Annotated in this window: 12 protein-coding genes; 6 read left to right on the top strand and 6 right to left on the bottom strand. The window is 63.4% G+C overall.

Going from position 1 to position 13,265, the window contains the following annotated elements:
* Nucleotides 1–16 precede the first annotated feature (16 nt).
* The 6 genes from KI235_RS14325 to nahK all read left to right on the top strand — a co-directional run bounded on the left by KI235_RS14325 (nt 17) and on the right by nahK (nt 7,611).
* Nucleotides 17–1,336: a nitrous oxide reductase family maturation protein NosD gene (locus KI235_RS14325; protein ID WP_212795835.1), complete on the top strand. Its 1,320-nt coding sequence runs from the start codon at nt 17–19 to the stop codon at nt 1,334–1,336.
* Nucleotides 1,333–2,250, top strand: a complete 918-nt coding sequence (locus KI235_RS14330) for an ABC transporter ATP-binding protein (RefSeq protein ID WP_013693248.1) — start codon at nt 1,333–1,335, stop codon at nt 2,248–2,250. The genes KI235_RS14325 and KI235_RS14330 overlap by 4 nt, the downstream gene beginning before the upstream one ends.
* Entirely contained in the window at nt 2,247–3,077 is an 831-nt protein-coding gene (locus tag KI235_RS14335) for an ABC transporter permease subunit (RefSeq protein ID WP_003201419.1), read from the top strand. The genes KI235_RS14330 and KI235_RS14335 overlap by 4 nt, the downstream gene beginning before the upstream one ends.
* A gap of 30 nt (nt 3,078–3,107) precedes the next feature.
* Nucleotides 3,108–3,635, top strand: coding sequence for a nitrous oxide reductase accessory protein NosL (locus tag KI235_RS14340; RefSeq protein WP_003201421.1), 528 nt, complete (start codon nt 3,108–3,110; stop codon nt 3,633–3,635).
* 240 nt (nt 3,636–3,875) lie between these two features.
* The gene (gene nosP, locus KI235_RS14345) at nt 3,876–5,039 is read left to right on the top strand and encodes a nitric oxide-sensing protein NosP (RefSeq protein WP_003201423.1); all 1,164 of its coding nucleotides are present in this window, start codon (nt 3,876–3,878) and stop codon (nt 5,037–5,039) included.
* Entirely contained in the window at nt 5,008–7,611 is a 2,604-nt protein-coding gene (gene nahK, locus KI235_RS14350; RefSeq protein ID WP_027911736.1) for a hybrid sensor histidine kinase/response regulator NahK/ErcS', read from the top strand. Before nosP ends, nahK begins: the two co-directional genes overlap by 32 nt.
* 77 nt (nt 7,612–7,688) lie before the next feature.
* Here the strand turns inward: nahK and KI235_RS14355 are convergent, their stop codons facing one another.
* The 6 genes from KI235_RS14355 to KI235_RS14380 form a co-directional block, all read right to left on the bottom strand.
* On the bottom strand, nt 7,689–8,354 hold the full coding sequence (locus KI235_RS14355) for a response regulator transcription factor (protein WP_014338437.1): 666 nt from the start codon (nt 8,352–8,354) through the stop codon (nt 7,689–7,691).
* Nucleotides 8,355–8,413: 59 nt separating this feature from the next.
* Nucleotides 8,414–8,947, bottom strand: coding sequence for a PQQ-dependent catabolism-associated CXXCW motif protein (locus KI235_RS14360; RefSeq protein ID WP_003201429.1), 534 nt, complete (start codon nt 8,945–8,947; stop codon nt 8,414–8,416).
* 256 nt (nt 8,948–9,203) lie between these two features.
* Nucleotides 9,204–9,998 (bottom strand): ABC transporter permease, encoded by a 795-nt coding sequence (locus KI235_RS14365; RefSeq protein ID WP_027911735.1) that lies wholly within the window; start codon nt 9,996–9,998, stop codon nt 9,204–9,206.
* On the bottom strand, nt 9,995–10,726 hold the full coding sequence (locus KI235_RS14370) for an ABC transporter ATP-binding protein (RefSeq protein ID WP_212795836.1): 732 nt from the start codon (nt 10,724–10,726) through the stop codon (nt 9,995–9,997). The genes KI235_RS14365 and KI235_RS14370 overlap by 4 nt, the downstream gene beginning before the upstream one ends.
* The gene (locus KI235_RS14375; RefSeq protein WP_003201434.1) at nt 10,723–11,727 is read right to left on the bottom strand and encodes a YVTN family beta-propeller repeat protein; all 1,005 of its coding nucleotides are present in this window, start codon (nt 11,725–11,727) and stop codon (nt 10,723–10,725) included. The genes KI235_RS14370 and KI235_RS14375 overlap by 4 nt, the downstream gene beginning before the upstream one ends.
* A gap of 27 nt (nt 11,728–11,754) precedes the next feature.
* A complete protein-coding gene (locus tag KI235_RS14380) occupies nt 11,755–12,921 on the bottom strand; it encodes an ABC transporter substrate-binding protein (protein ID WP_028237022.1) in 1,167 nt (388 codons plus the stop codon).
* Nucleotides 12,922–13,265: the final 344 nt, after the last annotated feature.

Consider the following 13,265-nt stretch of genomic DNA (forward strand, 5'->3'; position numbering starts at 1 on the left):
CAAGGAGACAGCTTCAATGACCGGGAAAACGCCACAACCTGCGGGTTACGCTCGCCAACCGGTCATTGCGCTGGTGCTTTGCCTGTTATCGGGCGGCGCGCTCGGCGCGCCGCAGCCGATCACCAATTTGCCTTTGCAGGCCGAGGGCGACCAGCAATGGCGCCTGCCTGCGGGCCAGTACCGGGGCTCGTTCAGCATTGACCAGCCCATGACCCTCACCTGTGCGCCCGAGGCGGTATTCCAGGGCCAGGGCGAGGGCAATGGCGTGATCATTCGCGCCCCGAACGTGCGGATCCAGGGGTGTACGTTCCTGGACTGGGGCCACGACCTGACGGCCATGAACGCCGCCGTGTTCATCCAACCGGTCGCCCAAGGGGCCGTGGTGCGTCGCAACCGGATGCAGGGCCAGGGCTTCGGTATCTGGGTCGATGGCACGCGGGACGTCAGCCTGATCGACAACCGCATCCAGGGCGACCCCAGCCTGCGCTCCCAGGACCGTGGCAATGGCATCCATTTGTATGCCGTACACGGCGCCCGGGTCATCGGTAACCAGGTACACGAAACCCGCGACGGCATCTACATTGACACCTCCAGCGGCAACCTGCTCCAGGGCAATGTCCTGGAGGACCTGCGCTACGGCGTGCATTACATGTTCGCCAACGATAACCGCCTGCTGGATAACGTTACCCGGCGCACCCGCACCGGTTATGCCCTGATGCAAAGCCGCCAGCTGACGGTCACCGGCAATCGCTCCGAACAGGATCAGAACTACGGGATCCTGATGAACTACATCACCTATTCGACCCTGCGCGACAACTTCGTCACCGACGTGCGCGACGGGTCCACCGGCGACACCATGATCACCGGCGCCGAGGGCAAGGCCCTGTTCATCTACAACTCATTGTTCAACCGCATCGAAGGCAACCATTTCGAGCGCAGCGCCGTGGGCATCCACCTGACGGCCGGCTCGGAGGATAACCGCATCGCCGGCAATGCCTTCGTCCACAACCAGCGCCAGGTCAAGTACGTTGCCACCCGATTGCAGGAATGGTCGGCGGACGGTCGCGGCAATTACTGGAGCGACTACCTGGGCTGGGATCGCAACGGCGATGGCTTGGGCGATGTCGCCTATGAGCCCAACGACAACGTCGATCGCCTGCTGTGGCTGTATCCCCAGGTGCGCTTGTTGATGAACAGCCCGGGAATCGAACTGCTGCGTTGGGTGCAGCGAGCTTTCCCGGTGATGAAATCCCCCGGGGTGATGGACAGTCATCCGCTGATGGAAACGCCTGTCCAGCCCCCGCCACGCAACAGTGCCCAGGAGGACGCGTCTTGAACGTCGTCGAGATCGAAGGCGTCAGCCAGTACTATGGCGATGTCGCCGTGCTGCGCGGGTTGGACTTGAATCTGGCCCAGGGCGAAGTGCTCGGCCTGTTCGGGCATAACGGTGCGGGCAAGACCACCACCATGAAGCTGATCCTCGGTTTGCTGCGGGCCAGCGAGGGGCAGGTGCGTGTCTTCGGCCGAGCGCCCAGCGACCCGAGCGTGCGGCAGATGCTCGGTTATCTGCCCGAGAACGTGATGTTCTATCCGCAGTTGAGCGGGCTGGAAACCTTGCGCCATTTTGCCCGGCTCAAAGGTGCTGCACCGGAGCAAGTGCAGCGTTTGCTGGAAGAGGTCGGGCTGGCGGGTGCCGCGACACGGCGGGTGAAAACGTATTCCAAGGGCATGCGCCAGCGTCTTGGTCTGGCCCAGGCGCTGCTCGGCCAACCGCGCCTGTTATTGCTGGATGAACCGACCGTGGGCCTGGACCCTATTGCCACCCAGGACCTCTATCAGTTGCTCGACCGCCTGCGTTGGCAGGGCACCAGCATCATTCTCTGTTCTCACGTCCTGCCTGGCGTGGAAGCTCACATCAACCGCGCCGCGATTCTCACCAGAGGGCGCCTGTTGGCCTTGGGCAGCCTGGCCCGGCTGCGGGAGGACGCCGGGCTGCCGACGCTGATCCGCGCCTCGGGCCTGTCGCGGGCCGACTGGCTTCGCCAGCATTGGCGCAGCGAGGGGCACGCCACCCAAGGCTGGGGCGCAGAAGGGGTGCAAGTGTCCGCGCCGGATGGCAGCAAACTTAAATTGCTGCGCCAGTTACTGGCCCAGGATGACCCGTCGGATGTCGAGATCAAGCCGCCGTCGCTGGAGGACTTGTACCGTCATTACATGGTCCGTGCCGCAGCCGAGGAGACCAGCCTATGAATCCGGTCTGGAACATGGCCCGCAAGGAATTCAGCGATGGCCTGCGCAATCGCTGGTTGTTGGCGATCAGCCTGTTGTTCGCGGTGCTGGCGATCGGCATCGCCTGGCTCGGCGCGGCGGCGTCCGGTCAACTGGGGTTCACCTCGGTACCGGCCACGGTGGCGAGCCTGTCCAGCCTGGCGACCTTCCTGATGCCGCTGATTGCCTTGCTGCTGGCCTATGACGCGATTGTCGGCGAGGACGAGAGCGGCACCTTGCTGCTGTTGCTGACCTACCCGTTGGGCCGCGGCCAATTGCTGCTGGGCAAGTTTGTCGGCCATGGTTTGATCCTGGCCCTGGCCACTTTCATCGGTTTTGGCTGCGCGATGCTTGCCATCGCCCTGTTGGTGGACGATGTCCAGTTGAGCCTGCTGCTCTGGGCCTTCGGTCGGTTCATGGTGTCCAGCACGCTGCTGGGCTGGGTGTTCCTCGGGCTCGCCTATGTGCTGAGCAGCTTGTCGGCAGAAAAATCCACCGCGGCCGGATTGGCGCTGGGGGTGTGGTTTTTCTTCGTGCTGGTGTTCGACCTTGCCTTGCTGGCGTTGCTGGTGCTGAGCGAGGGGCGCTTCAGCCCGGAACTGTTGCCCTGGCTGCTGCTGTTCAACCCTACCGACGTGTATCGGCTGATCAACCTGTCCGGGTTCGATGCGGCGTCCAGCGGCGCCGCGGTGCTGACCTTGGGCAGCGACCTGCCGGTGTCGGCGCCTTTGCTCTGGCTGTGCCTGGGCTTGTGGATGGCGGTTCCGTTGTGGCTGGCCTATCGGTTGTTCAATCGCCGGTGCCCGTGAATTTCAATCTTGATAAGGGAGCATGCAACGATGAACAAGGTGTACCTCAAGGGGGGCCGCCTCTTGGCCGGGGTGTTGATGTGCCTGGCACTGGCGGCCTGCGGCAAGGCCGAGCCACCTGCGACCAGCGAGGCGGCGCTGGCGTTTCATCCCAGTGACGAGTGCCATGTGTGCGGCATGGTCATCACTGACTTCCCCGGGCCCAAGGGCGCGGCGGTCGGGGCAGGGGGCGTGAAGAAATTCTGCTCGCCGGCGGAGATGCTGGGCTGGTGGTTGCAGCCGGAAAACCATCGGGCCGACGTCAAGCTGTATGTCCACGACATGGGCCGCAGCCATTGGGATACACCGGATGACGCCCACCTGATCGACGCCCGGACCGCCTACTTCGTCATCGGCAGTGGGCTTAAAGGCGCCATGGGCGTTGTCCTGGCCTCGTTCTCCGACCCCCAGGCGGCACAAAAGCTCGCCAGCGACACCGGCGGCCGGGTGCTGCGGCTGGAAGACATCGACCAGAAACTGCTGGGGCAGGCGACTGCCATGGCGCCGATGAGTCATTGATATTGCTTGTTCGGCAAACCACGCTTGTGGCAGGGGCGCTTGTGGGAGCAAAGCTTGCTCGCGAAACAGGCGCCTCGATTCTGCCAGACCGCATCGCCTCCATCGCGGGCAAGCCTTGCTCCCACATAAGGGAGCAATCTCATCCCATGGAAGCGTCCACCCGCTACCCAAGTAGCATTCGTCGACTCGACGCGGCTTCGTACACTCAGGGCTCCTATCACGCACCCGTCGGAGGCGAAGATGCAGCAGGCCCAGAGCGAAGGTGTGGTGAGCGCCATGTCCCAGGCGACGGATGTCCAGCAGGTGGCCCAGGAGCTGGCGCGGCAGTTGTTGCACCCGCACCTGGGCTTCGTGCTGTTTTTCTGTTCCGCCGAATACGACCTGCCGGCCCTGGGCCAGGCGTTGTCCCAGAGTTTCGGCGGGATTCGCCTGGTGGGCTGTACCAGCGCCGGTGAAATCACCGCCCAAGGTTATGGTCGCAACTGCGTGACGGCGGTGGGGTTCGATCACCGGCACTTTTCCATCGCCGCCGAACTGATCGGTGAAATGGAGCGCTTCAGCCTGATCGACGCCCAGCAAATGGTCGAGCGCCTGGCGAGCGGCTGTCGCAGCAACGCCTTGGCCCCGATCAAGGGTCACAGTTTCGCCTTGACCCTGCTCGATGGCCTGTCCAGCCGCGAGGAAATGGTGCTGGCGGCCTTGAGTGCCGCGCTGGGGGACATCCCGCATTTCGGCGGGTCGGCTGGCGATGACAACTACCTGACCCACACCCATGTGTACTTCGAAGGCCAGTTCCACAGTGGCGCGGCCGTGGTGGTGTTGATCAATACCTGGCTGGAATTCGAAGTCTTCACCACCCATCACATCCTGCCTCGCCAAGAGAAGCTGGTGGTGACCGGTGCCGACAGCGCCTCGCGGCGGGTCTATGAGCTCAACGCCGAACCCGCCGCAGAAGAATACGCCCGGCACATCGGCGTGCCGGTGAGCGCCCTCGACTATCGGGTCTTCGCCGCCCATCCACTGGCGGTGCGCATCAACGATCAGTACTACGTGCGGGCGATCCAGCAGGTGCACCCGGACCTGAGCCTGAGTTTCTACTGCGCGGTGGAGAACGGCATCGTTCTCACCGCCATGACCCCCGGTCCCTTGCTGCAAAACCTGCAAACGCTGTTCGACGGTTTGCAGGCCCGTCTCGGTGATCTGCTGCTGACCATCGGCTGCGATTGCTTTCTCCGGCGCCTGGAGCTGGAAGATCGCGGCGGCCTGGAGCAGATCGGCCAGTTCCTGCGCGAACAACGGGTGATGGGGTTCAACACCTATGGAGAACAGTTCAATGGCATGCATATCAACCAGACGTTCACCGGAGTTGCCATTGCCCGACATCGCGTCCCCGGCCATCGTTGAGCTGCAGGCCCAGCTCGCTGCCCTGCAGCACGAAAACCGCAAGTTGCGGCGCATCAACGAGGCGCTGATCGAACGGGTGGAGTCTGGCGTAACCCGGGGCAACGATCCGTATGCAGCGTTCCAGCACTCGGTGGTGCTGGCCGAGCAGGTGCGCGAGCGCACCGATGCGCTGAACCAGGCCATGGCTGAACTCAAGGCCGGCAATCACTTGCTGGGCGAGGCGCGGCTGCGGGCGGAAACCGCCCACCGGCACCTGATCGACGCCATCGAAAGCATCTCCGATGCGTTTGTGCTGTTCGATGAGCAGCAACGCATTGTCCTGTTCAACAGCCGCTTCAAGGCCTTCTGGGCCAACAGCCGGGTGCGCATCATCGCCGGAATGCGTCTCTCCGAGGTCAAGCGCTTGATGACCGCCAACGGACTGTTCAGCGAAGAGCCCCGGGGCCAGGCCGACGAGCACGTGCTGTACCGGCTGCAGAACGGACGTTGGCTGCAAGTCAGCGAGCGACCGACCCAGGAGGGCGGCCGGGTAATCCTGTTCACCGATATCACCGACGTCAAGCTCAGCGAAACGGTGCGCCGCGAGCAGGCTATCGCGCAGAAATCCCACCTGTTGCAGCGGGCGGTGGACAACCTGTCCCAGGGCGTGGCGATGGTCAATGCCCAAGGCGTGCTGGAGCTGTGGAACCGGCGTTTCCTCGAACTCAGCGGCCTGGCACCGGTAGCGGCGCACCGGCCATTCAATGAAGTGATTGCCGACAGTGAGCTGCAACTGCTGACCCCGGCCAGTCGCGACAGCAACGGCCGGCTGATCCACGAATCCGAGCAGCGCCTGTCCGATGGCCGGGTCCTGGAGATCCGTACGCATCCCTTGCCCACTGGCGGCTACGTCAACACCTTCACCGACATCACCGAACGCTACCAGCACGCCGAGGCGCTGAGCGAAAGCGAACGCTGGATTCGCCTGATCACCGACCATGTGCCGGCGCTGATCGCCTACCTCAACGCCGACCTGGTCTACGAATTCACCAACAAGGTCTACGAGCAGTGGTATTGCTGGCCCCGTGGCGTGATGCTCGGCCAGAGCCTGCGCGAAGCCCATAGCGAGCAGCATTACCAGCGCCTGGAGGCCTACGTGGCGCGGGCGTTGGCGGGTGAGAGCGTGACGTTCGAGTTCGCCGAGACCAATATCAACAACCAGGAGCGCTACATGCTGCGCTCCTATGTACCCAACCGCCTGGCCAACGGCGAAGTGGTGGGGATTTTCGTGCTGATCCGCGACATCACCGAACGCCGGCGCACTGCTGAAGCGCTGCACCAGGCCTACCAGAACCTGGAACAGCGGGTCCAGGAGCGCACGGCCGAACTGACCACCCTCAACGAGCAGTTGCTGCGCGAAATCGATGAGCGCAGCCGGGTGGAATTGCGCCTGCGGGAGGCCAAGCGCGAGGCCGAGCAGGCCAACCTGTCGAAGACCAAATTTCTCGCAGCGGTCAGCCATGATCTGCTGCAACCGCTCAACGCCGCCCGGCTGTTCACCAGCGCCTTGCTGGAGCGCCGCGAGCCGGTTGCCAACGCGCAACTGGTGCGTAACGTCAGCAATTCACTGCAGGACGTGGAGAACCTGTTGGGCACCCTGGTGGATATATCCAAACTGGACGCCGGGGTGATCAAGGCCGATGTCGCGCCGTTCGGCCTCAGCGAGCTGCTCGACAACCTGGCCGCCGAATACGCCCAGATCGCCCGCAGCGAAGGGCTGGAGTTGCACTTTGTCGGCTGTTCGGTGCTGGTGCGCAGCGACATGCAATTGCTCGCGCGAATCCTGCGCAATCTGCTGAGCAACGCTATTCGCTACACCCCCAGCGGCCGGGTGGTGCTGGGTTGTCGGCGCCACCGCCAGCGCGTGTCGATCCAGGTCTGGGACAGCGGCATCGGCATTGCCGAGAACCGCCTGGAGGAAATATTCCAGGAGTTCAAGCGCGGCGACGTGCAGCGCCCGAATCAGGACCGTGGGTTGGGCCTGGGCCTGGCGATTGTCGAGAAAATCGCCGGGATCCTCGGGCACCGGATCCAGGTGCGCTCCTGGCCGGGCAAGGGCTCGATGTTCTCTATCGACGTGCCGCTGAGCGCCACCGCGCCCAAGCCGCTGCCGTGCCTGGACATGAGCGAGCCGATGCTCGAACGACTGCGTGGGGCGCGGGTCTGGGTACTGGATAACGATGCGGCGATCTGTGCCGGCATGCGTACGTTGCTGGAGGGCTGGGGTTGCCAGGTAGTGACCGCGTTGTCAGAACAGGACCTGGCCCGCCAGGTGGACAACTACCATGCCGAGGCTGACCTGTTGATCGCCGATTATCACCTGGACAACGATCAGAACGGCGTCGATGCGGTGGCCCGGATCAACGCCCGCCGGGCCTCACCGATCCCGGCCATGATGATCACCGCCAACTACAGCAACGAACTCAAGCAGCAGATCCGCGAACGCGGGCACACCCTGATGCACAAGCCGGTGCGGCCGATGAAGCTCAAGATTGCGATGAGTCATCTGTTGGGCCAGGCCCTGAGCCATTAAGTCGAACGCTGTTGTGGCGGGGGAGCAAGCTTCCTCGCCACAGGGGTATCCACCCTATCTCAGCAGTGTCCAGCGGTTCAACGCCGCAGATAAGCCCCGAAATCAATATCCCCGGCACTGAGGATCGCCTGCACCCGGTTGTGCACGTTGAGTTTGCGCAGGATCGCCGAGACGTGAGCCTTGACTGTGGTTTCGGCGATGTCCAGGGTGTAGGCGATCTGTTTGTTCGACTCGCCCTTGGTCATGCGTTCGAGCACCAGCAATTGCTTGCGGGTCAAGGCCTGGAGCAGTTCCGGCGGGAAGCTCGGGTTTTCGTTCAGGCGCCGCCCCATCGGGCTTTTTTGCGTACGAATGATGTCCGGCGGCAGGTACACGTTGCCGTTGAGGATCTGCTCGATGGCGTCGGTCATCTGCGAGCGTGGCGAGGATTTGGTGATGAAACCCACCGCGCCATAGGTGATGGCCTGCAGCACCACCTGTTTGTCCTGCTCGGCGGAGACAATCACCACGGGGATGGTCGGTGCCTCGTTGCGCAGGTTGATCAGGCCATTGAGCCCGTGCATGCCGGGCATGTTCAAGTCCAGCAGGATCAGGTCCAGGTCGTCGTGCTCGGCAGTCAAGGCCAGGGCACTGTCCAGGTCGGCGGTCTCCATGACCTCGCTGCCAGGAAAACCGTCGCTGATGACGTTGTGGATGGCTTCGCGAAACAGTGGGTGATCGTCGGCTATCAGGATTTTATACATGGCCATTCACCTCGTTATTGTCGTGTGGGGCAGAGCAGTTGCACGCACTTCTTGCAAGATCAGGGAAAGGGTTCGGGCCGGGCCGCTTGCAGGGGCAGGTTGGCCGCCTCCCAGGCATCGAGGCCATCGCGATACCAGTACAGATGGTTATAGCCCATGGCAGCGGCGCGTTTTACCGCGTTCCAGCTCAGCCAGCAATCTGCGCGGCAATAAAAGACCAATGGCGAATCCAACCGCCCGCCGGTGGCCGCGCGCAGGTGATGGCTGAAGTAGTCCTGCCAGGTCGGGTCGAGGTCGCCGTCACCGGTATTGGCCAGCCACAGGCTGCCGGGGAGATTGGCGTGGGGTTCGTTGTCGATGAAACGCCCTTGGACCCACGGCCTACGATAGACGTCGATCAGCACTGGGGGCGAGGCTTGGCCGAGCAGCTGTTGCAGGGCCTGGGTGTCGAGGGTCTGGGCGCCGTCGACAGTGGCGGGCGTCGGGCTGCGGTATTGGCCGATGCGATAACCCTGCGCTGAAAACAGCGCGGTATCGGCCTGCGCAACATTCAGCGCCAGGCCCAGCAGGAGGATCGCCAGCAAACGGGGCATAGGATTTATCCTTTTTGTTATGCGCCCATTACATGCCAGGGTCGAGGTCTTGTGAATGCGACCATGGACAGGAAAACCAGTACTAAAGTAGTAATTTGAGTGTTAAAGACCCGCGCGACATGGAGAACATGCACCGAACCCTGTGGGAGCAAAGCTTGCTCGCGATAACGGTGTGCCAGTCAGCATCAATTCTGGATGAGCCGCCGCCATCGCGAGCAAGCTTTGCTCCCACAGATTTTGTCTGTGCAATTAAGGGTTAGCTGCCGGCCTTGCGCAACGCCGCATGCTGCGGATTGAACGTCCACACCGCCAACAGCGCGAACACCAGGGTCAACCCCACGCACACCGCCATCGCCAGCAGGTTGAACTGCTCGTACAGCGCAAAACGCACCAACTCCACGCCGTGGGTGAACGGGCTGACCGAGCAGAGCCAGTACAGCCAAGGGCTGGCTTCCTGCATTTTCCATAGCGGGTACAGTGCCGAAGACAGGAAGAACATCGGGAAAATCACGAAATTCATCACCCCGGCGAAGTTTTCCAGTTGCCGGATGGCATTGGACAGCAACAAGCCCAGGGCGCTGAGCATCAGGGCCACCAGCAACAGGGCCGGCAGGGCCAGCAGCAGGCCCATGGTCGGTGGCTGGATACCGTACAACCAGGCGATGGCGAGAAAGGCGTAGACCTGCAATAGCGAGATCAGCGACGTCGCCAACAACTTGCTCGCCAGCAGGAAAGCCCGGGGCAGGGGACTGGTCAGCAGCACGCGCATGCTGCCCATTTCCCGGTCGTAGACCATCGACAGCGAGCCCTGCATGCCGTTGAACAACAGGATCATGCAGGCCAGCCCGGGCACGATGTACACCTCGTAGGGGATGTAGGTGTCGTAGGGCGCGATGATGGCGATGCCCAGTGCCGCGCGAAAACCGGCGGCGAACACCAGCAGCCACAGCAGGGGCCGGACCAGGGCGCTGAGCAGCCGGGTGCGTTGCAGTACGAAGCGCAGCCATTCGCGCGTCACGATGCCGCTGAAACATTGCCAGTACGCATTCATGGCCGGACTCCCGAGGCGGTCAAGCGAGTGAAGGCCGAGCCGAGGGTGCCGCCGTGTTCCAGGCTCACCGCGTCGGCCTGCCCGCTGGCGACCAGGCGGCCCTGATGCACGATCAACAGATCGTCGCTGGGCTGCACTTCGTCGAGCAAGTGAGTGGTCCAGAGCACGCTGATACCTTGCTCGCTGCACAGTTGCCGGATGTGCAGGCCCAGGGCTAGGCGGCTGGCCGGATCAAGGCCGACGCTGGGTTCGTCGAGCAGCAACAGGCGCGGTTCGTGGAGCAGGGCGCGGGCGATCTCGACCCGGCGACGATGGCCACCGTTGAGGTCGCGTACCCGCTCGTGGCGGCGCTCCGTCAGGTGCTGGCGGGTCAGTTCAGCGTCGATGCGGGCGCTGCCCTGGCGCCGCGAAAACCCGTGCAGCGCCAGGTGATAGCGCAGGTTCTGTTCGATGCTCAGGTCCAGGTCCAGGGTGCTCTGTTGGAACACCACGCCCAACTGGCGCAGGGCCGATCTTGGTGATTTTTGCAGGGAATGACCGCCGATGCGGATCTCGCCACGTTGCAGGTCGTACAAACGCGTGAGCAGGGCGATCAGCGTCGACTTGCCGGCACCGTTGGGCCCCAGCAGCGCAGCGAAACGCCCGGCGGGAAGGCTGAAATTCATCTGCTTGAGGGCTTCGCGCGTGCCATAGGCAAAGCTCAGGTCGCTGACCTCCAGGGCGTTCATGGCGTGACCACCACGCCCCAAGGGTAGCGCCCGACTTTCACCGACTTCAGGACCTTGCGGCTCTCAACATCGATCACCGAGACATCGCCGCTGACGCCGTTGGTCGCCAGCAGCTGCTTCTGGTCCGGGGTGAACGCCAGTTGCCAGACCCGTCGGCCCACCAGCAGATAATCCAGCACTTCGAAGGTCTTGGCGTCGATCACTGCCACATGGTTCGCCGGGCCCAAGGCGACGAACGCCAGCTTGCCGTCGGCGCTGAGCTTGATGCCCACCGGTTGGACCTTGTCCGGGTGCACACCCTTGATCTGGAACGTCAGGGTCTTGAGGATCTTGCGCGTCGCCACGTCAAGCACGGTCAACGTGCCGCCGATCTCCGCCGAGGCCCAGAGCTGCGTGCCGTCGCGATTGAACTCGACGAAACGTGGCCGCTGATCCACCAGGGTGTTGTCGGCCAGGGTCTGGGTGCTGGTATCGATCCAGTGCAGCATGTTCGTGGTTTCGCTGGTGTTGACCGCCCACTTGCCGTCAGGGCTGACGGCCATGCCTTCGGGTTCGACACCCACGCCGATCTGGCCGAGCACTTCGGAGGTCTGGGTGTCGATCACCGTGACCAGGGCATCGTCTTCGTTGGAGACATACAGCCAGCGGTCGTTGGGGTGCAGGGCGAACTGCTCCGGGTCCTTGCCGGAGGGCAGTTCCTTGATGATCTTGCGGGTGGCGACGTCCATCACCTGGACCCGGTCCGAGTCGCTGGCGCAGATGTACAGCAGGCGATTGTCGTGGGACAGCAGCAGGCCCCGGGGGCGCTGGCCGACCGGCAGGGTCTCGATGACTTCCAGGCTCTGCATGTCGATCAGGCTCAGGCTGTTGTCTTTCTCGTTGGAAACCCAGGCGATGCTGGCGGCGGCGGGACCGGCGGCGAGCAACGCGGCGCCCAGGGCGAGGGCTTTGCATAGCCGGGTCGGGCAGAGCCGGGCCGGGTGAATCAGGGAGCGGCGCATGGCGGTTTTCCTTATTGTTGTTATCGATCAGGGGTAACGGCAGCTCACTTCGGGCTGGTCATAGCCCAGGCTGTCCATTTCATTGGAAGGGTGGAGAAAACCGTCCTGGGGCGAGGTGCTGACCAGTGCCCGAGGCTGGACCAGCGCAATTGGTTGGCGCAACTGGCCGTTCCAGGGCCGGTAGCTGAGCTTGCGACCCTTGAAGCCGTCCAGGGGCAACTGGTCGCTGAGGGCCAGATGGCGGATGGCGAGCGGGTCGTCCTGGCGCAGTTTGCTCACGGCGCTGGCGATGCTGCGCACGGCAATCCAGGCGGCGAAATCACGGTCGTTCATCCAGCGTCCGGCCAGGGCTTCGAAGCGTTTTTGCAACTGCGCTGCGCCGTAGGTTTCCACGGTCTTGTGCCAACCGGTGGGCGTCAGCCCTTGGGTGCCGGCCACCGGGCGTGGGTACCAGGTCTGGTAGGGCAGGTATTCGCCGAAGTCGCCGCGCTCGTCGGCCACCAGTACCACGTCGTACTCGGCGGTCTGGGTGAACAGTGGCATGTCGGCCTGGGCGCTGCGACGCTGGTCGTTGTCGAACTGCCAGGCCTTCTCGGCGACGATCTTCATGCCGAAGCGTTTCATGGCCCGGCGCAATGCGGCGGCATAGGCCTGGTCCTCGGGCGTCTGGCCGACGATCAGCAAGGCCCGCTGCCATTTACGCACGACGCTGAACTGCACCAGGGCATCGGCGAGCATGGCGCGGTCGGGCAGGCTGTGCAGCACGTTACCGAGGCAGTCGGTGGTGCGCAGGCTGTCGTCGGGGCTACCGGCGTTGAACAGCAGGCTGTCGGGCAGGGCGGCGCTGAGTTGGCGCAGGCTGGCGGCCGGTGCGTTGACCACGAACAGCCGCAGACCCTGGTCGTGTTGGGCCCGGGCGGCCTGGAGCAGCGCTTCGGGAGTGTCGACGCTGGCGCTTTCCAGGCGGTAGTCGTGCTTGAGAAAACGTCCGGTGCTGTTGCTGTCGACGATCGCCAGTTCAGCGCCGCGCAACCCGGCATCGGCCGGTTCGGCAATGACGTTGGACAGCAACGGGCCCGGATCGGGACGATAACCCAGGTAGCCGATGCGCACTTGCAGCGGCGTGATATCGCCCGCGTGAGCGGTTGCCGCTGCCAGCAGAGAAACCAGGGCGTAACTGACGAGCCGGCGCATGACATCCTCCATTGCAGGTAGCGCCAGCATAGGAAGCCCAGGGTCATGGGGAAATATGCAGAAAGTACCGCCGGTGCAGTACCAAGGTAGTAACTCACCTTGGAGGCCGGGGTTTTAGCATGCTAGGCATCGTCATTGACCAGGAGGGGACAGACCATGCGGATTCTCAAAGCGTTGCTGCTGCCGTTTCTGCTGATCCTGAGTTTGATCGGGGTTGATCGTCCCAGAACCTGGAAACCTCCAAGCCCCTCTGTGGGAGCGAGCTTGCTCGCGATAGCGGTGGTTCAGTCGACTTCAGTACCGGATGTGCCGCCGTCATCGCGAGCAAGCTCGCTCCCACAGGG

The organism is Pseudomonas sp. St386 (assembly GCF_018325865.1).
GTDB classification, from domain to species: domain Bacteria; phylum Pseudomonadota; class Gammaproteobacteria; order Pseudomonadales; family Pseudomonadaceae; genus Aquipseudomonas; species Aquipseudomonas brassicacearum.

Coding starts and splice junctions, on each gene's coding strand:
- KI235_RS14370 (WP_212795836.1), bottom strand. CDS start 10,726: ATGAACGCCCTGGAGGTCAGCGACCTGAGCTTTGCCTATGGCACGCGC.
- KI235_RS14380 (WP_028237022.1), bottom strand. CDS start 12,921: ATGCGCCGGCTCGTCAGTTACGCCCTGGTTTCTCTGCTGGCAGCGGCA.
- KI235_RS14360 (WP_003201429.1), bottom strand. CDS start 8,947: ATGCCCCGTTTGCTGGCGATCCTCCTGCTGGGCCTGGCGCTGAATGTT.
- KI235_RS14325 (WP_212795835.1), top strand. CDS start 17: ATGACCGGGAAAACGCCACAACCTGCGGGTTACGCTCGCCAACCGGTC.
- KI235_RS14340 (WP_003201421.1), top strand. CDS start 3,108: ATGAACAAGGTGTACCTCAAGGGGGGCCGCCTCTTGGCCGGGGTGTTG.
- KI235_RS14335 (WP_003201419.1), top strand. CDS start 2,247: ATGAATCCGGTCTGGAACATGGCCCGCAAGGAATTCAGCGATGGCCTG.
- nosP (WP_003201423.1), top strand. CDS start 3,876: ATGCAGCAGGCCCAGAGCGAAGGTGTGGTGAGCGCCATGTCCCAGGCG.
- KI235_RS14365 (WP_027911735.1), bottom strand. CDS start 9,998: ATGAATGCGTACTGGCAATGTTTCAGCGGCATCGTGACGCGCGAATGG.
- KI235_RS14355 (WP_014338437.1), bottom strand. CDS start 8,354: ATGTATAAAATCCTGATAGCCGACGATCACCCACTGTTTCGCGAAGCC.
- KI235_RS14375 (WP_003201434.1), bottom strand. CDS start 11,727: ATGCGCCGCTCCCTGATTCACCCGGCCCGGCTCTGCCCGACCCGGCTA.